This window comes from Bacillus sp. SRB3LM (assembly GCF_015712745.1).
Classification (GTDB): domain Bacteria; phylum Bacillota; class Bacilli; order Bacillales; family Bacillaceae_G; genus Bacillus_A; species Bacillus_A thuringiensis_K.
The window spans coordinates 843,468-865,316 of record NZ_VWVQ01000103.1; the positions used below are offsets into that span (position 1 = coordinate 843,468).

Consider the following 21,849-nt stretch of genomic DNA (forward strand, 5'->3'; position numbering starts at 1 on the left):
CAAGTATGAGAGTGTCAGTTGTGATTCCAGTGCATAATGAAGCAAGTACTTTATCAAAAGTTTTAATAGAAGTAAGAAAGCTCGAACCATATGAAATTATCATAGTAGATAATGGATCGACAGATGGTACGAAAGAAATAGCGCTACAGCATAATTGCCGTGTGATTTATTATAGATATTCCCTTGGTAATGATGTGGGACGGGCAATTGGTGCTAGAGAAGCAAAAGGTGAAATTGTTTTATTTTTAGATGGCGATATCGTCATGAAAAGTGAAGAATTATACAATTTTATTAAAGGAATACAGCAAGGACATGAGATTGTTTTAAATAATTTAACATGGTCCGTTTATTTGAAGATGAGACCGCATTATACGACGGTTGGAAAATATATGTTAAACCGTTATTTGAACAAAAAAGAGTTTGTTGTAGGATCTTTAATTGCGATACCACATGCGATAAGTCGTGAAGTGATTGAAAAACTAGGATGGTGGAATTTAGCGGATCCAGCACTATTTCAAGCGATGGCGATGTCTAGAGGAGTAGATATTTCTGATATGGCTTCAGTTGATGTCATTTACACAAATAAAGTTCGTCCTGTCCATACGGGCACATCACCTGGCTCTCCTTATCCGAAAGCGACTAGTCGTATTATGGGTGATCATTTGCGTGCTTTACAATACGTAATTGAAACATACGGTAATCGCGGTGATTTTTCAGAGGACAATAGAGATAGAGAGTTTGTAGGAAAGTATAAACCAGTTTTATTACAAAAGAAAAAAGCGAAATATAGTGCCATTATCCCGGTATCAGAAGAGAAAACAACTATAAGGTCTGTTATACAAGAAGTGAAAGAAGCAGGTGTAGATGAAATTATAGTTGTCGCGAATGGAGCAGATGTTGAGACTGTTAAACAGGCAAAGCTAGAGAATGTTATTGTTGTTGAATTTACGAAGGCGCTTGGACATAATGTAGCACGAGCAATAGGGGCCATGCATGCTACGGCAGATATTTGTTTATTCGTTGATGGTGATTTTGTTATTCCAGCAAAAAAACTCACTCCATTTTTACATGCTGTTGAAGATGGAAATGACGTGGTGTTAAATGATTTACAATGCTTATTAGATATGTTTCATCCAGCAGATCCAATTAGTATGGGAAAATACTTTTTGAATTTGGTAGCGAAAAGACCAGATTTATGGAATAACTCACTAACTGCTGTACCACATGCCATTCATAAGAAGGTAATAGAGAAAATAGGATATGACTCCCTTATCATTCCGCCATTAGCACAAGTGAAAGCTATTTTAGAAGGATTCTCTATTACAGCAGTAGAGTTAGTAGATGTTATAAAAACAAATCGAGTACGTCCAGAGCAACACGAATTTGTAAATGGACGTATTTCAGCATTTGATCGTATTTTCGGTGATCAAATTGAGGCGATTGCGTATTTATTACAACGTACGGACGAACGCGGTGGCTTTACTGATGGAGATAGAGATAGAGATATAATTCAACAATTGAGAAGGGAAGAAGAGAATACAAATGAATAGTAGTAAAGTAGCTATTATTGGGTTAGGGTATGTTGGCCTTCCTTTAGCAGTACATTTTGCAGAAAGAGGGCATACAGTACTTGGATTAGATAAAGATATTAGAAAAATAGATTCAATTATAAAAGGAGAAAGTTATATTCCGGATGTTTCTTCTAAAGAGTTACAAAGTTTATTGACCCAAAAAAAATTAACAGTAAATACACCGGATCAAGGCATTGCTGATTTTCAAAATAGTGATTATGTTATTGTCACTGTCCCGACTCCAATTAATGAACAAAGAGAACCAGACTTAAGTGCCCTCATTTCAGCTTCGCATTATATACAACAAAACCTTCAAAAAGGACAAACCTTCATTTTTGAAAGCTCCACATATCCAGGCACACTTGAAGAAGTCATCCTACCTATTATTTCTCAAAATGGTAAAAAGGTAGGTGAAGATTTCTATATCGGATATTCCCCTGAGAGAATTGATCCAGCAAATAGTCAATATTCAGTTCAAGTTATTCCAAAAGTTATTAGTGGACAAACAGAAAAGTGTAAACAAAAAGTACAGGAGTTGTATAGCACTACATTTGATGTAGTTGTTCCAGTTAGTTCTCCAAAAGTAGCGGAAATGTGTAAGTTATTTGAAAATATTCAGCGCCTAGTCAATATTTCCTTAGTAAATGAGTTAAACACACTATGTGAAAGTTTAGGAATTGATTTTTATGAGGCGCTTGAAGCCGCATCTACAAAACCATTTGGATTTACCCCATATTGGCCAGGACCAGGAATAGGAGGACATTGTATTCCAGTAGATCCTTTATATTTCCAATGGAGAATAAAAAAGAATGGGGAAATTAGTCAATTAATTGAGGCTGCACATGTGATTAATGAAGAAATGCCAGAGAAAATAGTCCGGAAAGTAAAAAGTGTGGTGCAATCACCTGCAACGGTGTTAATTGTAGGGATTGCGTATAAAAAAGATGTAAATGATTTGAGAGAATCACCAGCGTTACCGATTATTCAGTTATTAAGAAATAAAGGATACGAGATAGAATATCATGATCCTTATATTTCTTCCGCGGAAATGGGAGATAAGGTGTACCAATCTGTTTCTTTAGATGAAGAAAAAGTTAAAAAAGCGGATTGTATTTTAATTTTAACGGATCATTCAAATATTGATTGGAAGCTTTTTAAAGGAATGGATCAAGTAATAGATACACGCGGGATCGTAAAGAAGGTGAGTAAATGAGTAAGAAATGTTTAATTACAGGTGGGGCCGGATTTATCGGGTCGCATTTAGCTGAAGAGTTGATGAGAAGAGGTTATGAGGTCACTGTTGTGGATAACTTTTATAAAGGTAAAAATAAGTATCATAAAGAGTTAATGAAAGAAATCCGTGTTATTCCAATAAGTGTTTTAGATAAAAATTCTATTTATGAATTAGTAGATCAGCATGATGTCGTGTTTCATTTAGCAGCAATTTTAGGTGTGAAAACAACAATGGAAAAAAGTATAGAGCTCATAGAAACGAATTTTGATGGGACGAGAAATATTTTACAAGCAGCGTTAAAAGGAAAGAAGAAAGTAGTTTTTGCTTCTACTTCAGAAGTATATGGTAAGGCCAAGCCGCCTTTCTCTGAAGAGGGAGATCGATTATACGGGGCAACTTCTAAAATACGCTGGAGTTATGCAGTGTGTAAAACATTAGAAGAAACATTATGTTTAGGATACGCATTAGAAGGTTTACCGGTAACGATTGTTCGTTATTTTAATATTTATGGTCCAAGAGCGAAAGATGGTCCGTATGCAGGGGTAATCCCGCGATTTATTAGTGCGGCACTGCAAGGAGAAGACATTCTCGTATATGGAGATGGAGAGCAGACACGTTGTTTTACGTATGTAAGTGATGCGGTAGAGGCAACGATTCGAGCGATGGATGAAAAGGTAAATGGTGAAATTATTAACATAGGTTCTGAGAATGAAAAGAGTATAAAAGAAGTAGCAGAAGTAATTAAAAAACTAACGAAATCTTCTTCGAAAATTGTCCAAGTTCCTTTCGAAGAGGTATACCCACATGGATTTGAAGAAATTCCAAATAGAAGACCGGATGTTGCGAAATTAAGAGAACTTGTTCAGTTTCAAGCAGAAGTAACGTGGGAAGAAGGATTGAAAGAAACTATTAAGTGGTTCCGTGAAGAAAATAATGGCTAAGTCACTATCGGTCATTATACCTGTATGTAATGAAGTTGAAACGATTTCAGATGTTATCCAATCGGCAAAAGGATTAAATCCAATAGAGATTATTGTAGTAGCAAACGGTTGTAACGATGGTACAGAAGAGGTTGCTGATCGTTTAGGGTGTAAAGTAATCAAGCATACGGAGCTACTAGGGAACGATGTTGGCCGTGCGGTTGGCGCAAAACACGCGATAGGTGATGTATTACTATTTATAGATGGTGATTTTGCTATTCAAACTTCCAAATTACAATTATTCCTGAATCCGATTTTACATGATCAGACCGACATCGTTTTAAATAACTTGGATGCATTATTTTTAAAAAGGCAAAAACCCAATTCTATTACAGTATGGCGCCAAATATTAAATGCAATGTTAGAGCGTGAAGAATTAAAAATTGATTCCTTATTAGATGCACCTCATGCGTTGACGAAAGAAGTCGTTCAAAGCATTGGATATGAAAGCTTTGTTAATCCTATTGTCGCTCATTTACGCCTAGTTCAAAGTGAATGGAGAATTAGTCGGCATTGTGCAATTGACGTTATTACGCCAAATAAATTTCGGCCGACCGAGCATGCTGCATATGGCACGGGTCTGTCGCAATCTGAAAAACGGATGATAGGTGATCATATAGAAGCTGTAGCGGAGCGAATAGTAGGTAGTGATGAGCGCGGAGGATATTATGATGGAAATAGGAAAAGGGATAGTGTCTATCATACTCTAGATTTCGAAGATTTTTATCAAGGATGGGGCATTACATCTAAATTGTATAAAGGAAAGCAATTATCAGTCATTATTCCTGTACAAGATGAAGAGAAAACAATTGGAAATGTTATAGATGAACTTCGAAAAATTGAACCTTTTGAAATTATCGTTGTAGTAAATGGCTCGTCTGATCAAACCGCAACGATTGCAAAAGAAAAGGGAGCAACAACAATTGTATATAAAGAAGCACTTGGAAACGATGTAGGGCGTTCACTTGGAACTTACTTTGCAAAAGGCGATATTGTGTTGTTTATAGACGGTGACTTTGTTATCCCGGCTAGGGAACTATATCCTTTCGCAAAAGCTATTGCAGATGGAATGGATGTCGCATTAAATGATCTAAATCATTATTTAGATTTAAGAGTACCGCTTCATCTTGTAACTGCATTTAAATATGCATTAAATTTAGCTTGTGATAGAAAGGATTTAGGGGTAGGATCACTTATTGCGGTACCTAATGCATTTAGCCAAAAGTGTTTGAAAGCAATTGGGTATAAATCTTTATTGTCACCTTGTGTAGCACAAGTGAAGGCTCTTCTTTCTGGATTTGAAATTGCATGTGTATATCGTGTTGAGGTTGATAAGATGAACCGTATTCGTCCCAGTGAACATTTCGCAAAAATAGGTCACCCTCCAGCTGTACTTCGAATTATAGGTGATCATATAGAGGGACTAGAGCAAATAATTGCATTAATAGACAATCGTGGCGGATTCTATGACGGCAATAGAAAAAGAGATGTTTTAGAGTAGTAACAAAAAAAGTGTACAACATATGTACACTTTTTTGTTCTGTTATAAAAACTATAACAGATTAGGAGATAAGAGTATTACAGCTCTATAATGGGTATTGTTCTTATATTACAAAATAGGACTCGTATATAAGGGTACCAAAAAAATACAATTAAGGAAAGGGTTAATTATAAAGACTTTTAAGTGAAGTTAACACTATACATATAGTAGTTTGCTCAATATTTCACAAACATGTCACAACTGTTTCGTTCACTTTCGCAAAAAAGTAGTATTCTAAGTGTGTAAGCTGTTATATAAAAAATCTTAGTCCTGTACTAATCAAAAATGGAGGAGATTAGGATGACTCAAGTATTAGAAAATGTTAAAAACGCATGGGAAAACTTTAAAGGTGAAAAATGGAAAGCTGAGATTGATGTTCGCGATTTCATTTTAAATAATGTAAACGTTTACGAAGGAGATGAATCTTTCTTAGCGGGAGCAACTGAAGCAACGAAACAACTTTGGGATCAAGTAATGGATTTAACAACAAAAGAACGTGAAAACGGTGGCGTTCTTGATATGGATACAAAAATCGTTTCTTCTATTACATCACATGAACCAGGATATTTAAATAAAGATATTGAAAAAGTAGTCGGTTTCCAAACTGATAAACCATTTAAACGTTCTTTACAACCATATGGTGGTATTCGTATGGCGGAACAAGCTTGTGAATCTTACGGATACGAAATGGATAAAGAACTTAGTCGTATTTTTAGAGATTGGAGAAAGACTCATAACCAAGGTGTATTCGATGCTTATACATCAGAAATGAGAGCTGCTCGTAAATCAGGTGTTATTACTGGTCTTCCAGATGCATACGGGCGTGGACGTATTATCGGTGACTACCGTCGTGTAGCATTATATGGGGTAGATCATTTAATTGAAGCGAAAAAAGCTGATTTAAATTTAACTGGCGGTGTAATGAGCGAAGAGACAATGCGTTTACGCGAAGAGTTATCTGAGCAAATGCGTGCACTTCAAGAGTTAAAACAAATGGCTGCTGCTCATGGTTTTGATATTTCTAAGCCAGCAACAAATACGCAAGAAGCATTCCAATGGTTATACTTCGCATATCTTGCAGCAATTAAAGAGCAAAACGGAGCTGCAATGAGTCTTGGACGTACTTCTACATTCTTAGATATTTATATTGAAAGAGATTTAGCAAATGGTACTTTAACAGAAGAAGAAGTACAAGAAATTGTGGATCACTTCATTATGAAATTACGTCTTGTGAAATTTGCAAGAACACCTGATTATAATGAATTATTCTCTGGTGACCCAACTTGGGTAACTGAGTCTATCGGTGGTATGGCATTAGATGGTCGTTCATTAGTAACAAAGAACTCATTCCGTTTCTTGCATACATTAGATAATTTAGGACCAGCTCCAGAACCAAACTTAACAGTTCTTTGGTCTAAACAATTACCACAAAACTTTAAAAACTACTGTGCAAAAATGTCTATTAAAACATCAGCAATTCAATATGAAAATGATGACATTATGCGTGCTGATTACGGCGATGACTACGGAATTGCTTGCTGTGTATCTGCAATGAGAATTGGTAAACAAATGCAATTCTTCGGCGCACGTGCAAACTTAGCAAAAGCATTACTATATGCGATTAACGGTGGTAAAGATGAAAAATCTAAAGCACAAGTTGGTCCTGAGTACGCACCGATTACTTCTGAAGTATTAGATTATGAAGAAGTTATGCATAAGTTTGATATGACAATGGAATGGTTAGCAGGCCTGTATTTAAACACATTAAATGTTATTCATTACATGCATGATAAATATAGCTACGAACGTATTGAAATGGCACTTCATGATACAAATGTTCTTCGTACAATGGCAACAGGTATCGCGGGTCTATCTGTAGTGGCAGATTCATTAAGTGCAATTAAATACGCAAAAGTAAAACCAATTCGTGATGAAAATGGTATTGCAGTTGACTTCGAGATTGAAGGAGATTTCCCTAAATACGGTAACAATGATGATCGTGTAGATGAGATTGCTGTAAATCTTGTAAAAACATTTATGAATAAACTTCGTAAACATAAAACATACAGAAACTCTGTTCATACAATGTCAATCTTAACAATCACATCTAACGTTGTATATGGTAAGAAAACTGGTAATACTCCAGATGGCCGCCGTACTGGAGAACCATTTGCACCAGGTGCGAACCCAATGCATGGACGTGATACAAAAGGTGCATTAGCTTCATTATTATCTGTGGCTAAATTACCATATAAAGATGCACAAGATGGTATTTCTAATACATTCTCTATTATTCCGAAAGCACTTGGTAAAGAAGATGATGTACAAGTACGTAACTTAGTATCAATGCTTGATGGCTATGCAGTAAAAGAAGGCCACCACTTAAATATTAACGTATTTAACCGTGAAACATTAATGGATGCAATGGAACATCCTGAGAAGTATCCACAATTAACAATTCGTGTATCTGGTTATGCTGTAAACTTTATTAAATTAACTCGTGAACAACAAATTGATGTAATTAACCGTACAATGCATGAAAGCATGTAAATGAAAAAAAGTGTCCCTTCGTTCTTAATATATAGCGAAGGGAGGCTGTTTCAATAAAGGAGGAAGTAACATGGTAAAAGGAAGAATACATTCTGTAGAGTCTTGTGGTACTGTTGATGGCCCAGGGATTCGTTATGTCATATTTACACAAGGGTGTTTATTACGTTGTCAATATTGTCATAATGCTGATACGTGGGAAATCGGTAAAGGTAAAGAAATAACAGTTGAAGAAGTGATGCAGGATGTGACATGTTACCTTCCATTTATTGAAGCTTCCGGAGGCGGTATAACAGTTAGCGGTGGAGAGCCATTATTACAGCTAGACTTTTTAATTGAGTTGTTTAAAAAGTGTAAAGAGGCTGGTATCTATACAACAATTGACTCTTCTGGTGGTTGTTATTCTGAAGAACCAGAATTCCAAAATAAGCTAGATATTTTAATGGATTATACAGATTTAGTTTTATTGGATCTGAAACATATCGATTCCAAAAAGCATCGTAAATTAACAGGGAAACCAAATGAACATATTTTACAATTTGCTCGTTATTTATCGGATAAGAATAAACCGATTTGGGTACGACACGTATTAGTCCCTGGTGTTACGGATAATGAAGAGGATCTACAAAAACTATCTAGCTTTATTCAAAGCCTGTCTAATGTTCAAAAAGTTGAAGTGTTACCATATCATAAGCTTGGTGTATATAAATGGGAGGCGCTTGGACACAAGTACCCACTCGCAAATGTAGAACCACCTACTGAGAAAAATTTAGAACATGCTAAACATATTTTACAAGCGGTCTAATCCAAATATTGGATTAGGCTTTTTGCTTTCTTTACAATAAAATCTAGAGTATATATTGATAAAAGAGTATACTGAAAGTAGAATATCCATAATTTTGTAAGGAATAAGTGGAGAAATTTACATAATTGTAAAGGGAAATCAAAATAGTAAAAAGAATTAAGAAGTAAAAGAGTGAGTATCATGGAATAGAGAACATTTGTAAGTTATTGCGAAAGCTCTTATAGGAAAGTATAATGTAAAGATATGAGCACAGATAGGATTAAGGGGTCAATCTTATATGCTTTGCATATCCACGACAGGTACATAGCTGAAAGGGAATTATTAGAATCTGTTTATGTAATTTTTAAGGAAAATGTTTTTCCTATTGTCGTATATGCAATATGGAGAAACAAAAAGCTAGGAGTGGATTTGTTTGATAAAAAACCCCAAGGTTTTAATATTAACTGCACATTACGGTAATGGTCATGTGCAAGTAGCAAAAACATTAGAACAAACATTTCGCCAAAAAGGAATTGAAGATGTTATTGTATGCGACTTGTTTGGAGAATCACATCCATTTATAACTGACATTACAAAATATCTATATTTAAAAAGTTATACAATAGGAAAAGAATTATATCGTTTGTTTTATTACGGGGTAGAAAAAATTTATGATAAGAAAATAGCATCTTGGTATGCGAACTTTGGAAGAAAACGTTTGAAAACACTGTTACAGGTGGAGAAACCAGATATTGTAATTAATACATTTCCAATTATCGCTGTACCAGAATTGAAGAAACAAACAGGTATTTCAATTCCTGTCTATAACGTATTAACGGATTTTTGCGTGCACAAAATATGGATTCATCGAGAAGTAGATCGTTATTTTGTTGCAACGGATCACGTGAAAGAATTGATGGTTGATATCGGTGTACCTGCGGAACAAATTGTTGAAACAGGAATTCCAATTCGGAGTAGTTTTGAGTTAAAGGTAAATCCAGAAATCATATATAATAAATATCAGTTATGTGAGAACAAAAAGATTTTACTAATTGTAGCAGGTGCTCATGGAGTATTAGGAAATGTAAAAGAACTATGCCAATCATTTATGTCAGTGCCTAATTTACAAGTAGTTGTCGTTTGTGGAAAAAATGAAGCTTTAAAACAGGATTTATTAAGTTTACAGAAGCAAAATTCCGATGCATTAAAAGTGTTTGGGTATGTTGAAAATATTGATGAATTATTCCGTGTTACTTCTTGTATGATTACGAAGCCAGGCGGAATAACATTAAGTGAAGCAGCAGCGTTGCAAGTACCTGTCATTTTATATAAGCCTGTTCCAGGACAAGAAAATGAAAATGCGATGTACTTTGAAAGAAAGGGAGCAGCAGTTGTCATTCGCGATGATAGTGAGGTTTTTGCTAAAACAGAGGCATTATTACAAGATGATGTGAAGCTTCTTCAAATGAAAGAAGCAATGAAAAGCATCTATCTTCCAGAGCCAGCTGGTCATATTGTAGATGCAATTTTGGCAGAAAATCATGCAGAACCGCGTCATATACCTATTAAATCACCTGCTCTTGCACAATCTTTTACTTAATATGAAACCCTCTTTGTATATGTAAAGAGGGTTCTTTATTATTTTCAAAGAAAATTCAGCCAGTTATCCACAAAAGGATTACGCTTTCATTAAACAGTAAAGTCGGAATATTAACAACTATATCCACATTGTCCACAATTTTTAGAAAAATATCCACAATTAAAACAGCTGATATATGCTTTAATATAGAAAAATATTAAATGTTTTTGAAAATTACTAACAATTCTGTTGGTTTTGTGGATAAAGTTGTCCACAGCAAAAAAAGCCCCTTATGTATAAGGGGCTTTTTTGCTTACTTCTATCAATCGAGAAAATTATGTAATGAAAATGAATAATTAGGGGGGAAACTTCTAATTATTCATTTTCACTTTAAATGCTTTTCGAGCGATATCCTGCTGCACGATCTGCTTTTTGAAATTCGCGTTGATAGAGAACTTCTTGTGTACTAGATAATGTGTTTTTTGCTTTATCACGTTTCTTTTTATCCATTACAAATCACCTCGTGTCTTAAAGTTACTATTTATCGTTTCCAAAGACATGAGGGGATATACGCATATGGAAAATGTTAATGATTGATTATCATTTCAGAAAATTTAGATTATGCTTCTTTTAATTGATGAGCATCTTGGAAGGTTGTATCTCGCATTGTAGCAAGTGTGTATTGATCTTTTGGAATTTCATATAAGTTATATACTTCTTCGTTTGCGTTAATTTCATCATATACGGCTTTTCTTGTTTCGTTTGCTAGATTCACATATTGCAGTTTTTCTGCAGCTTTAATAGAACGAATATTTATTTTACGAATACGCATGAAAATTGTTTCAATATCTAATTCATAGAAAAGTTCACTAAAAAATGAATCTTTTGCCAATTTATTATAGCCTTTTCCATGGTATGGTTTGCCAAGCCATGTCCCGAGAAATCCAGCTTTTTCTTGCACATCAAATAAAGTAATTGTTCCGATAGGGTTACCCCATTCATCTAAAATTGTGCGTGAAATTAATTCACCACGCTCTTCAGCTTCAATCGTTTGTTTTGTTAAGAATAAATATTCTTCATAAGAATAAGCCTTTTGACGCACAAAAGGGAAGACAGCTGGATCCACCATTAACTCGTATAGAACGTGGCTGTCGTGTAAGTCGCGTTTTTTCAACATACTAACTCCTCCTCACACGAGGGTAGCATGACGAAAAAACACCCCACCCTCGAAATTTTTATATCAATCTTTAAAAAATTTCGGGGTGGGAATCGAACCCACTAGAACCAGTTTCTAACGCTGGTGGCGCACCATTTGCCTTCCCCATTCATCAATTTGAAAATGATAATCACGACACAAATTGATTATGGTTTCATTCAGTTTATAATCGTATAATACTTTATCTAGTCAAAAAAATAAACTAGTTTTTTTTATTTTTTTTGTAAATTATTTTTCCATCAATCATAGTTAGTACAGGCTTGGCTAAATAATGGAAAGGATGATGAGTCCATAACACGAGATCGGCGTCTTTTCCAACCTCGATGCTTCCAAGTCTATCCTCTAAACGCAAATTTCGCGCTGGGAATATGGTGATTCCTTCTAGTGCTGTTTTCTCGTCTAATCCTTCTCTTACTGCGACAGCGGCACAAATATTTAAATATTGAATGGGTGTATAAGGATGATCTGTTGTTATAGAAACTTCCACACCATTTTTAGATAATATATGGTAAGTATCCCATGTCTTGTTTTTTAGTTCGATTTTAGAACGACGTGTCAGAGTGGGACCAACTGAAACCTTCAAATTATGTTTCGAAAGCTCTTCAACAAGAAAGTGTCCTTCTGTACAATGTTCAATACGTAGATCGAGGTTGAATTCCGTTGCAAAGCGTAGCGCAGAACTAATATCATCTGCTCGGTGAGCGTGGATACGTACGGGTATTTCACGACGTAATGCTTTTAAAATAGGAAGCATTCGAAAATCAGCTTCGTGCCCGTAGTGTTGTGCTTCATAGAATGATTCCCGAAGTAACCCCATAATCCCCATACGTGTAATGGATTCTTTTGTTCCATTACTATGGACTTTTTTAGGATTTTCTCCAAAGGCAATCTTTAAACCAGCAGGTTCTTGAATAATCATATGATCAATACAAGTTCCAGCTGTTTTTATTACACAAGTAGTCCCCCCGATAATATTTTGACTGCCAGGCATAACGTGAACGGTTGTAATTCCGTTTTGTACAGCGTCTTGAAAGGCGATATCCAAAGGGTGGATTCCATCTAAAGAACGAATATGTGGTGTTGAAACTTCAGATGTTTCATTGGCATCATTTCCAGCCCAACCAGTGCCTTCATCATAGAGACCAAGGTGAGTATGGACATCAATAAAGCCAGGTAAGAGATGGAGTGCTCGTGCATCTATAACGGTCATATCTTGAGTAGGTTGAATAAAAGGTTTGACCTCGGTAATTCGCTCTCCTGTAACGAGTACATCTCCTTGAAACTTTTGAGATGTAATAGGGTATACAATGGCTTGTTTGAGCAATATTTTCATAGGTACCTCATTTCTGTTACTTTATAATGCTAATGGAAGTTAAGGGAAAGTAACTGAAAGGTTATTTGTATGGTAATGCTTCGGATCCTAGAAAATGAAAGTTTTGAAAGAGCCCATGTAAAATTGTGTTTTAGAAGTACTACATTGTATGCGAAAGTATATTTTGTAATGCATGGTCTATTGCCGGAAATGTGTATTGGTATCCATGTTCAATTGCCTTAATGGGTAATACACGTTGCCCTTCTAGTACAAGTATGCTCATTTCACCTAATAAAGTTTGAATGATAAATGAAGGTACAGGCAACCAATGAGGCTTGTTCATTATAGTTGCAATGTTTTCTCCAAATTCCTTCATTCTTATGGGTGTTGGTGCTGTCATATTAAGAGGACCATCAATTTCTTTTTTGTGTATGATGAAATCCATCATACGAACGACGTCGTCTATATGAATCCATGATAACCATTGCTTCCCAGAACCAATGGTGCCGCCGATATAGAATTGATAGGGAAGTAGCATTTTTGGAAGAGCTCCTCCATTTGCACCTAATACGACTCCAAATCTTGCGTAGATTGTTCGTATTCCGAGAGAACGTGCTTTAGATGCTTCTTGTTCCCATGAATATACTGTATTTGCTAAAAAGTCATTTCCAGGAGTCTCATGCTGTTCTGTAAAAGACTCTATTTCAGATGTTCCGTAGTATCCAATAGCACTTGCGTTAATAAATGTGTGTGGCTTTGTATGGAGTCCCTGCAATTGTTTAATGAGTCCTTTTGTTGTTTGAATTCTACTGTTTAAAATGGCTTTCTTTTGTTGCTTTGTCCATCTACTATTAATAGACTCTCCGGCTAGATTAATAACTACATCAATAGAAGAGAGGGGGAAGGTTTGTAAATATGGTGTCCATTGAACATACTGAAGGTTAGGGTCGGAAGTTTCAGTAGTTTTTTTTCGTGTGAGAATGTAAACAGTATATCCTTTTTGAATAAAAAAAGTAGAAAGGGATTTACCGATAAAGCCTGTACCACCAGAAATTGCGATTTTCACAAGTATTTCCTCCTCATTATATATATTCTTGAAAAGAAAAAATGTTCCTCGACTATGTTAAAATAATAGAGAGGTGAGAGTATGGCTGTCATTACAAAAATAGAAGTACAAAAACGATCGAAAGAACGATTTAATATTTATATTGATAAAGGTCAAGGCGAAGAGTACGGATTTAGTGTGGATCAAGTAATCTTAATAAAACATGGATTACAAAAAGGCTTAGAAATTGATGAAATCGAGTTAGGAAATATTTTGTACAATGAAGAGGTACAAAAAGCATATTTACAAGCAATCTCCTATTTATCCTATCAAATGAGAACAAAACAAGAAATAGAAGATTTTTTACGAAAAAAAGAAGTGGGACAGGCCATCATCTCTGAAGTCGTTTCGAAATTATTACATGACCGATATATTAATGATAAAGAGTATGCTGTTTTATATACGCGAACGCAAAGTAATGTGAATCGAAAAGGTCCAACTGTTATTAAAAGAGAGTTATTAAATAAAGGTGTTCAGGATTTAATTATTACACATAGTTTACAAGAATATCCGAAGGAAAAGCAAATTGAGAATGCCTTGTTTCTCATAGAGAAGAAGAAAAAATCTTATCAAAAACATTCTTTTTTACAAATGAAACTAAAGTTAGATGAGATGCTTGTTCGAAAAGGATATTCTAGAGAAGTAATTCAAATTTGTTTGGAAGAATTGAAAGACGAAAAAGATGACGAAAAGCAACAAGAAGCGTTACACTATCATGGGAATAAATATTATGAGAAATATAAGAAGCATGATGGATGGACATTTGAAAACAAGATGAAACAAGCGTTATATCGAAAAGGATTCTCTATTGATGAAATCGAGATATTTTTGCAAATGAAACGCGAAGAGGAATGAGGAGAATAAGATGAATATGCCAAAACGCTACAGTGAAATGACACCGCATGAGCTAAGGGAAGAAATTGGCGCTTTGAAGGAGCAAGCAGTAAAAGCTGAGCAGCTTGGGATTGTCAATGAATTTGATGTATTAATGAGAAAAATGGCAATGGCTCGTGCTTATATGACGGATATAAACAAGTTCCATATTGGTGAAACATATGAATTAGTAGAAGAACCTGGTGTATTATTTAAAATTACGTATTTCAATGGGGTATTTGCTTGGGGATATAAGCAAAATGATAATGAAGAGATTGGCATACCAATTTCCTTATTGCAAGAAAAATAAAAACCAGAGAGCACATATCTCTCTGGTTTTCATCTTTGGTAGGCGTTAAAGGAGATAGGAGATTCTAAAATTGGCGTTTTTTACATTCATTTGCCAATATAATGAGAGACTGGGTTTGTTGCGTCTGTCCGTTAACTTGCGCTTTCGCATGTTTTGGACGAGTCCACGTATGGTTAAATAATTCAGAACGACTATCTAAGCGATCACGGTAGCTCATCTTTATCACCTCGTGTAGGAAGTTAATTTAATTTGTACTACTCTTCCTGCTGATTTGCAGCACGCATACGTTCTTGTGGGTGCGTGTTAATTGTGCCGTTAGGTCGTTTCGAAGCGAAGCGTGATTTCGCTTTCGGTTGACCGTCGATTTTGCTGTTGTTTTTTGACTCAGACCAAAATTCGGCTTGTTTACCCATTGCGAACGCCCTCCTCATTATCGGTTGATACCTTTTTAAGAAGTATCAATTATAGAATGTGCAAAATTGAAGAAACTATCCTTTAGAAATGAAGGGATAAATAGGTAAAAGGAGATTATAATATGAATGATATTTATGAAACATTAACGAAAGAATTATTAGACAAGAATGACAAGCTTTCTTACGCACAAGCTCGTGCATGGGTTGAGTTACTATGGGAAGATTTTCAAACAACTTATGCCAAATCAGGTCGTTATCAAGGTGATGAAATGACAGAACAAGTGGTACGATCATGGATTAATAATCATGGTGTACGCCTTCATGAAATGCGTACAAATAATCCGAAGTATAGCCATTTAATTAATCAAGAAGATCATTTGAAACATTAAAAAAAGCGACTTAAGTCGCTTTTTTTAATGTGGAAGTAATTCCAGTTTTTTTCGAAGCTTTTCTTCACTAAAGATCCATCCTGTATAGGAACTAATAATATTTAAATTGTGGTCGAGCTGAACGATTGCGACAAATGGATAATAATCTTTACTTCGGTATCGTAAATCAATGAATCGTACTTCGTAATAATGATCATGATCAAAAATATCCCAGCGATATACAGGAGAGAAAGATAGGAAGGCTGAGATGTTTTCATCTTGTTTAGCTGCTCGCATAATATTATTGTCTGGGAACGGTACCCGATCGAACTTGTCATATATCATGATGTTACCACGATGCCATCTCGCAACGTAGTAATAATCAGCCGTAACGACTGCTAAATGGTAATGATAAAATCGGTAAGAAGGAGAAATGATAATCTTTTCGACATTTTTGAAACGTTTGTGTACAACGCTTCTTATATTTCTGTGCATCATAATCCGTCCGATATAGTAAACAATCATTAATATATATGCGGCTAAAGCTGTATATCCCTTATGAGAACCGACGAGCATGCAAGCAATTGCAAGTATATGGATAAAGAAAATTACGGTATCGAATGTATTAATTATGCCAAGTGCGACCCATTTTTTTGTGAAAGGTCGTAATGCTTGTGTACCATAGGCGTTGAAAATATCTACAAAGACGTGAAGAAAGACGGCAATAAATGACCAAAGTAGTAGATGAAGATATGGAGCTTCTGAAAAGAAGGCGAAAGAGATGCCACTTATAAGGAATGACCAAAGAATTACCGCGGGAATAGAATGAGTAATCCCACGATGATTTCTTATATATTTAGCGTTATTACGCAATTTTAAAACTGTGTCAATGTCAGGAATGTTGGAACCAGCAATTGTAGCAAGCATAACAGCTTGGGGGCCAATATCACTTTGTGCTATGGCTGGATCTAATGTTGCTAAGCTACCTAAAGTGATACCCATAACAAGGTGAGTGGCTGTGTCCATAGAAATCCACCTCCGTTTTTTATTAATGTAACTCTTTTTATTCGATACCTCAAGTCCTTTGCCTTCTATTTCCTATGTCATCTTACTTAAATTTTTTCCTAAAATCTTTATAATAGTACTTATATGCAAAAAAATGAGGGGGATCAAGTTTGACACTTGAAATACTAAACAATTTTAATATAGAGCAGTTTCAAAATGATTTAATTGGTTGGTTTGAAGAAGAACAGCGTGACTTACCGTGGAGAAAGAATAAAGATCCATACCGCGTTTGGGTTTCTGAAATTATGTTGCAGCAAACAAGAGTAGAAGCTGTAAAACCATATTACGCAAATTTTATGGGGAAGTTTCCTACACTTGAAGCGTTAGCGAACGCAGATGATGAAGAAGTATTAAAAGCATGGGAAGGTTTAGGATATTATTCTAGAGCACGTAATTTACATGCGGCAGTAAAAGAGGTAAAAGAAGTATACGGCGGAGTTGTACCAAGTGATGTAAAGAAAATTGAAAAGTTAAAAGGAGTCGGACCATATACAAAAGGTGCTATTTTAAGTATCGCATATGGTATACCAGAGCCGGCAGTTGATGGAAATGTTATGCGTGTATTATCTCGTATTTTATCAGTATGGGATGATATTGCAAAACCAAAGACTCGAAAAGTTTTTGAAGAGATTGTGCGTGAAATTATTTCGATTGAAAATCCATCTTATTTTAATCAAGGTTTGATGGAATTAGGTGCACTAATTTGTATTCCGAAAAATCCAGCATGCTTACTTTGTCCTGTACGTGAACATTGCAGAGGGTATGCTGAAGGTGTTCAAAAAGAATTACCAGTAAAAAGTAAAGCGAAAGCTCCTAAAATGGTACCTATTGTTGCAGGTGTACTTCAAACTGAAGACGGTCGTTACGTTATTAATAAACGTCCAAGTACAGGTTTGTTAGCTAACATGTGGGAGTTTCCGAATGTGGAACTTGGAGAAAGTATTCGAAATCAGAAGGAACAGCTTATAGATTATATGAAAGAAAAATTTGAGCTCGAGGTTTTTATTGATGAATACGCAATGAATGTACAACATACGTTTACACATCGTACTTGGGATATATTTGTATTTTACGGAAAAGTAACCGGTAATATTGTTGATACAGATACATTAAAATTTGTATCAAAAGAGGTATTTGAGCAATTACCTTTCTCAAAATCACACCGTACTATTTATGAAAATTGTGTGGAGAAAATTACAATGCAATAAATAAAAAAGTGTTCCCAATCTAGGGAACACTTTTTTAATCGTAAGAAATTTTTGTCCCATGAGTCCAACTAGCTTCACCTTCTTGTAAGCCGCCTCTTGATTCGATTTCTACTACAATTTCTTTGTAAATACTTTGCCCTTCTACATTTAAATAAGGCAAAACCTGTTGTAGTGAGTGATGAAAATAAGCTAATTCATCTTCTTTCCATTCATTTTTTGAAATCATCGTTAGTTCAGTCATATCGCGTCCTATATACATATTTCCACCTCCATTTCTTATAGTTTGAATAAGTAACAAAAGATATATGCGGAAATTATTCAAAAGAAAATTACGGATAGCTTCTAAGTGAATTGGTTACATTATTGATTGTGGAGGTGAGAAAGATGAGTAAAAAACAACAAGGTTATAACAAGGCAACTTCTGGTGCTAGCATTCAAAGTACAAATGCTAGTTATGGTACAGAGTTTGCGACTGAAACAAATGTACAAGCAGTAAAACAAGCAAACGCACAATCAGAAGCAAAGAAAGCACAAGCTTCTGGTGCACAAAGTGCAAACGCTAGTTATGGTACAGAATTTGCAACTGAAACAGACGTGCATGCTGTGAAAAAACAAAATGCTAAGTCAGCTGCAAAACAATCACAATCTTCTAGCTCAAATCAGTAATGAAAGAAAAACACTTCTCTAATTCGGGAGAAGTGTTTTCTTTTTGCGTGGATCGTTGTAATGAAAAGAAAGCGAACGACATAACTTCTAATAAGTCAACAAATGTAGTCAAAGGAGAAGGAAGTTAACAATTAGAATTATGTAATTAGGAATAATAACTGATGAATAAGTCCAAAAGGGGGTAAGTAATGAACGATTTTGATAAGTTGGTAGGGGAGCAATTAGAGACGATGGATGAGTTGTTAAAGTTACAAGCACATCTAGAGAAGTATCAACAAATCGAAATGAATGAAAAAGATACGTGCGATAAAAAAGAACTGCATTTTATCCGCCAGGAAATATATAGAACAGAAGTAGCTTTGAAGATGTTACATGAGAAATTTGAAGAACAAACGAATAGTGTAATTCAATCTTTTGCAACTGAAAAAATGATTTCAAATTTAGGATAAGATATATTGTTGTCTTCAGGTGAAAAGTCCTTCTTTGTATGGAAATAGAGAAGGGCTTTTTCTATTACATGTCCTCGCTTATAAATAATGAAGTACAATCCCTATCTCTTAAGAAGAGTTGGGGCATAGTATTCAACGATAAACCTCCTACATATTCAGTTTAAAAAATAGAGTCTTATCCCTTTAGTTTTAAAATTTCGACAAAAAAGTTATAATAGAAAAAAAGTGAATGCCGTTCAAAGGGCATTTGCAGTTGAAAGAAGGGAGCATATATGGGATTTCCCAAAGAAGGAGAAAAAGTACAAATACATAGTTATAAACATAATGGCTCCATTCATAGAATGTGGGAAGAAACAACAATTTTAAAAGGGACACAGAGTCTTGTAATCGGAGCGAATGATCGTACAGTAGTTACAGAATCGGATGGCCGAACATGGATTACTCGTGAACCAGCAATTTGTTATTTTCATGCCAACTATTGGTTTAATGTGATTGGGATGCTTAGGGAAGATGGCGTATATTATTATTGTAATTTAAGCTCACCTTTTGCGTATGATCCTGAAGCATTAAAGTATATTGATTATGATTTAGATATTAAAGTATATCCAGATATGACATATACGCTTCTAGATGAAGATGAGTATGAAAAACATAGTCAAATTATGCAGTATCCACCTGTTATTGATACAATTTTAAAACGAAATGTAGCACATTTAACACAGTGGATTCATCAAAGAAAAGGTCCATTTGCACCAGACTTCGTAGATATGTGGTATGAACGATATTTAATGTACAGAAATTAAAACAAACCTGCAGGGGGCTTCCCGGCAGGTTTGTCCTATTAGAGGGGGGATTATGTGCAAGGCATAAAAAGATATTTACAATTTGTTAAACCATATCGATGGCTTATTGCTATTACAATTATTATTGGACTAGTTAAGTTCGGTATCCCACTTATTATGCCGTGGTTATTAAAGTATATTATCGATGATGTAATTCAAGGCGCGGGCTCACTTCAAGATAAAACATCTCAATTAATAACAGCGGTTGGAATTGCTTTTTTTATTTTTGCGGTATTAAGACCACCGATTGAATATTATCGTCAATATTTCGCCCAACGTATCGCAAATACAATACTGTATGATTTGCGGAAGCATATTTTCGGTCACTTACAAAAGTTAAGTTTACGTTATTACTCCAATACAAAAACAGGGGAGATTATTTCGCGTGTCATCCATGATGTAGAACAAACGAAGGATTTTGTAATTACTGGTTTGATGAACGTCTGGTTAGATACTGCAACAATTGCTATTGCTATCATTGTTATGTTTTCTATGAATATAAAATTAACATTTGTTGCGTTATTGATTTTACCTATTTATGTAATTGCAGTAAAATATTTTTTCGGACGTCTTCGGAAATTGACGAAAGAGCGTTCACAAGCGTTAGCGACGATGCAAGGGTATTTGCATGAACGTATTCAAGGAATGCAAGTGACACGTAGCTTTGCGTTAGAAGAGTATGAGGGGAAGCAGTTTGAAAAAAGAAATAATGAATTTTTAACGAAAGCATTAACCCATACAAGTTGGACGGCAAGAACATTTTCGGCAGTAAATACGTTAACCGATTTAGGTCCGTTACTTGTGATTGGTTTTGCAGCATATGAAGTAATTCAAGGGCAGTTAACGCTAGGAACGATGGTAGCTTTTGTTGGATATATGGATAGTTTATATAGTCCGCTTCGCCGCCTTGTTAATTCATCTACAACATTAACACAATCTTTTGCATCGATGGACCGTGTGTTTGAACTGTTAGATGAAAAATACGATATTGTTAATGCACCAAATGCGGTACAAACGAAAAAATTAAATGGAGAAATTGTATTTGACAATGTTTCTTTTCGTTATAATGCAGATGAAAAAGAGATATTACACAACTTGTCATTAACTATGCAGCCTGGAGAGAAAGTAGCGCTTGTAGGAGCGAGTGGGGGAGGAAAGTCATCTCTTGCTAGTTTGATCCCGCGTTTCTATGATGTTTCTGAAGGCGCGGTTTATGTAGATGGCATAGATGTAAGAAAGTACAATATGAGAAATTTGCGTAGTCATATTGGAATTGTACTGCAGGATAATTTATTGTTTAGCGATACAATTGGAGCTAATATTTTATATGGAAATCCGAAAGCTACAGAGAAAGAAGTGATTGCAGCTGCCAAAGCTGCGCAAATTCATGATTTTATTATAGACTTACCAGATGGTTATAATACTGTCGTTGGAGAACGTGGTGTGAAGCTATCAGGCGGGCAAAGACAACGCGTGGCAATTGCACGAGTGTTTCTAAAGAATCCGTCGGTACTTATATTAGATGAAGCAACTTCAGCATTAGATTTAGAAAATGAAAGGTATATTCAAGAGGCGCTTCAGACGTTAGCTGCTGACCGGACAACGATTATAATCGCACATCGATTAGCGACGATTACGCATGTTGATACGATTATTTACATTGAAGACGGTGAGATTAAAGAGACTGGTTCTCATGAAGAGTTAATGCGAAAAAGAGGATTTTATTACAATTTATATCAACTTCAACATATAACAGAAACAGCTCCTTTACCATAAAAGGAGCTGTT

General features: G+C 35.3%; 23 protein-coding genes. 15 read left to right on the plus strand and 8 right to left on the minus strand.

Going from position 1 to position 21,849, the window contains the following annotated elements:
* Positions 1-5 precede the first annotated feature (5 nt).
* From F3I02_RS31430 to F3I02_RS31460, 7 genes are all read left to right on the plus strand, one after another.
* Complete coding sequence (locus F3I02_RS31430; protein WP_001266454.1) at positions 6-1,550, plus strand: glycosyltransferase family 2 protein; 1,545 nt, start codon at positions 6-8, stop codon at positions 1,548-1,550.
* Positions 1,543-2,784, plus strand: a complete 1,242-nt coding sequence (locus F3I02_RS31435; protein WP_131251281.1) for a nucleotide sugar dehydrogenase — start codon at positions 1,543-1,545, stop codon at positions 2,782-2,784. The genes F3I02_RS31430 and F3I02_RS31435 overlap by 8 nt, the downstream gene beginning before the upstream one ends.
* Positions 2,781-3,746 (plus strand): NAD-dependent epimerase/dehydratase family protein, encoded by a 966-nt coding sequence (locus F3I02_RS31440; protein WP_000037019.1) that lies wholly within the window; start codon positions 2,781-2,783, stop codon positions 3,744-3,746. The genes F3I02_RS31435 and F3I02_RS31440 overlap by 4 nt, the downstream gene beginning before the upstream one ends.
* The gene (locus tag F3I02_RS31445; RefSeq protein ID WP_002163837.1) at positions 3,739-5,286 is read left to right on the plus strand and encodes a glycosyltransferase family 2 protein; all 1,548 of its coding nucleotides are present in this window, start codon (positions 3,739-3,741) and stop codon (positions 5,284-5,286) included. The genes F3I02_RS31440 and F3I02_RS31445 overlap by 8 nt, the downstream gene beginning before the upstream one ends.
* 339 nt (positions 5,287-5,625) lie before the next feature.
* A complete protein-coding gene (pflB, locus tag F3I02_RS31450; protein WP_000195482.1) occupies positions 5,626-7,875 on the plus strand; it encodes a formate C-acetyltransferase in 2,250 nt (749 codons plus the stop codon).
* A gap of 70 nt (positions 7,876-7,945) precedes the next feature.
* Entirely contained in the window at positions 7,946-8,677 is a 732-nt protein-coding gene (gene pflA, locus F3I02_RS31455; RefSeq protein WP_196478768.1) for a pyruvate formate-lyase-activating protein, read from the plus strand.
* Positions 8,678-9,089: 412 nt separating this feature from the next.
* Complete coding sequence (locus F3I02_RS31460) at positions 9,090-10,256, plus strand: diglucosyl diacylglycerol synthase (protein ID WP_000594687.1); 1,167 nt, start codon at positions 9,090-9,092, stop codon at positions 10,254-10,256.
* 369 nt (positions 10,257-10,625) lie between these two features.
* Here F3I02_RS31460 and F3I02_RS31465 read toward each other — a convergent pair whose 3' ends face one another.
* From F3I02_RS31465 to F3I02_RS31480, 4 genes are all read right to left on the minus strand, one after another.
* Positions 10,626-10,745, minus strand: coding sequence for a YfhE family protein (locus F3I02_RS31465; RefSeq protein ID WP_000358482.1), 120 nt, complete (start codon positions 10,743-10,745; stop codon positions 10,626-10,628).
* Between the two features lie 109 nt (positions 10,746-10,854).
* Complete coding sequence (locus tag F3I02_RS31470) at positions 10,855-11,412, minus strand: GNAT family N-acetyltransferase (RefSeq protein WP_000914737.1); 558 nt, start codon at positions 11,410-11,412, stop codon at positions 10,855-10,857.
* Between the two features lie 241 nt (positions 11,413-11,653).
* Entirely contained in the window at positions 11,654-12,784 is a 1,131-nt protein-coding gene (locus F3I02_RS31475) for an amidohydrolase (RefSeq protein ID WP_196478769.1), read from the minus strand.
* Positions 12,785-12,923: 139 nt separating this feature from the next.
* Positions 12,924-13,829: a TIGR01777 family oxidoreductase gene (locus F3I02_RS31480; protein ID WP_196478770.1), complete on the minus strand. Its 906-nt coding sequence runs from the start codon at positions 13,827-13,829 to the stop codon at positions 12,924-12,926.
* Between the two features lie 81 nt (positions 13,830-13,910).
* Here F3I02_RS31480 and recX point away from each other — a divergent pair, with 81 nt between their 5' ends.
* Positions 13,911-14,723, plus strand: a complete 813-nt coding sequence (gene recX / locus F3I02_RS31485) for a recombination regulator RecX (protein ID WP_000268502.1) — start codon at positions 13,911-13,913, stop codon at positions 14,721-14,723.
* Positions 14,724-14,733: 10 nt separating this feature from the next.
* Positions 14,734-15,051, plus strand: coding sequence for a YfhH family protein (locus F3I02_RS31490; protein WP_001057020.1), 318 nt, complete (start codon positions 14,734-14,736; stop codon positions 15,049-15,051).
* A 64-nt stretch (positions 15,052-15,115) separates the two neighbouring features.
* Here F3I02_RS31490 and F3I02_RS31495 read toward each other — a convergent pair whose 3' ends face one another.
* The gene (locus tag F3I02_RS31495) at positions 15,116-15,268 is read right to left on the minus strand and encodes a YpzG family protein (protein WP_000122093.1); all 153 of its coding nucleotides are present in this window, start codon (positions 15,266-15,268) and stop codon (positions 15,116-15,118) included.
* A gap of 37 nt (positions 15,269-15,305) precedes the next feature.
* Positions 15,306-15,464, minus strand: coding sequence for a small, acid-soluble spore protein K (locus F3I02_RS31500; RefSeq protein WP_000517891.1), 159 nt, complete (start codon positions 15,462-15,464; stop codon positions 15,306-15,308).
* Between the two features lie 122 nt (positions 15,465-15,586).
* On the opposite strand from F3I02_RS31500, the gene F3I02_RS31505 reads away from it, so the two are divergent.
* Positions 15,587-15,853 (plus strand): YfhJ family protein, encoded by a 267-nt coding sequence (locus F3I02_RS31505; protein WP_000998166.1) that lies wholly within the window; start codon positions 15,587-15,589, stop codon positions 15,851-15,853.
* Positions 15,854-15,877: 24 nt separating this feature from the next.
* Here the strand turns inward: F3I02_RS31505 and F3I02_RS31510 are convergent, their stop codons facing one another.
* Entirely contained in the window at positions 15,878-16,858 is a 981-nt protein-coding gene (locus tag F3I02_RS31510; protein WP_000379112.1) for a metal-dependent hydrolase, read from the minus strand.
* 149 nt (positions 16,859-17,007) lie between these two features.
* Between F3I02_RS31510 and mutY the strand changes: the two genes are divergently transcribed.
* Entirely contained in the window at positions 17,008-18,105 is a 1,098-nt protein-coding gene (mutY, locus tag F3I02_RS31515; protein ID WP_000171390.1) for an A/G-specific adenine glycosylase, read from the plus strand.
* Positions 18,106-18,139: 34 nt separating this feature from the next.
* Here mutY and F3I02_RS31520 read toward each other — a convergent pair whose 3' ends face one another.
* Entirely contained in the window at positions 18,140-18,364 is a 225-nt protein-coding gene (locus F3I02_RS31520) for a hypothetical protein (protein WP_000275436.1), read from the minus strand.
* Positions 18,365-18,489: 125 nt separating this feature from the next.
* On the opposite strand from F3I02_RS31520, the gene F3I02_RS31525 reads away from it, so the two are divergent.
* The 4 genes from F3I02_RS31525 to F3I02_RS31540 all read left to right on the plus strand — a co-directional run bounded on the left by F3I02_RS31525 (position 18,490) and on the right by F3I02_RS31540 (position 21,838).
* Positions 18,490-18,771 (plus strand): gamma-type small acid-soluble spore protein, encoded by a 282-nt coding sequence (locus F3I02_RS31525; protein ID WP_000039035.1) that lies wholly within the window; start codon positions 18,490-18,492, stop codon positions 18,769-18,771.
* Positions 18,772-18,959: 188 nt separating this feature from the next.
* Positions 18,960-19,220: a YgaB family protein gene (locus F3I02_RS31530; RefSeq protein ID WP_000997575.1), complete on the plus strand. Its 261-nt coding sequence runs from the start codon at positions 18,960-18,962 to the stop codon at positions 19,218-19,220.
* Positions 19,221-19,492: 272 nt separating this feature from the next.
* Entirely contained in the window at positions 19,493-20,023 is a 531-nt protein-coding gene (gene ntdP, locus F3I02_RS31535; RefSeq protein WP_000506624.1) for a nucleoside tri-diphosphate phosphatase, read from the plus strand.
* Positions 20,024-20,077: 54 nt separating this feature from the next.
* Positions 20,078-21,838, plus strand: coding sequence for an ABC transporter ATP-binding protein (locus F3I02_RS31540; protein WP_196478771.1), 1,761 nt, complete (start codon positions 20,078-20,080; stop codon positions 21,836-21,838).
* Positions 21,839-21,849: the final 11 nt, after the last annotated feature.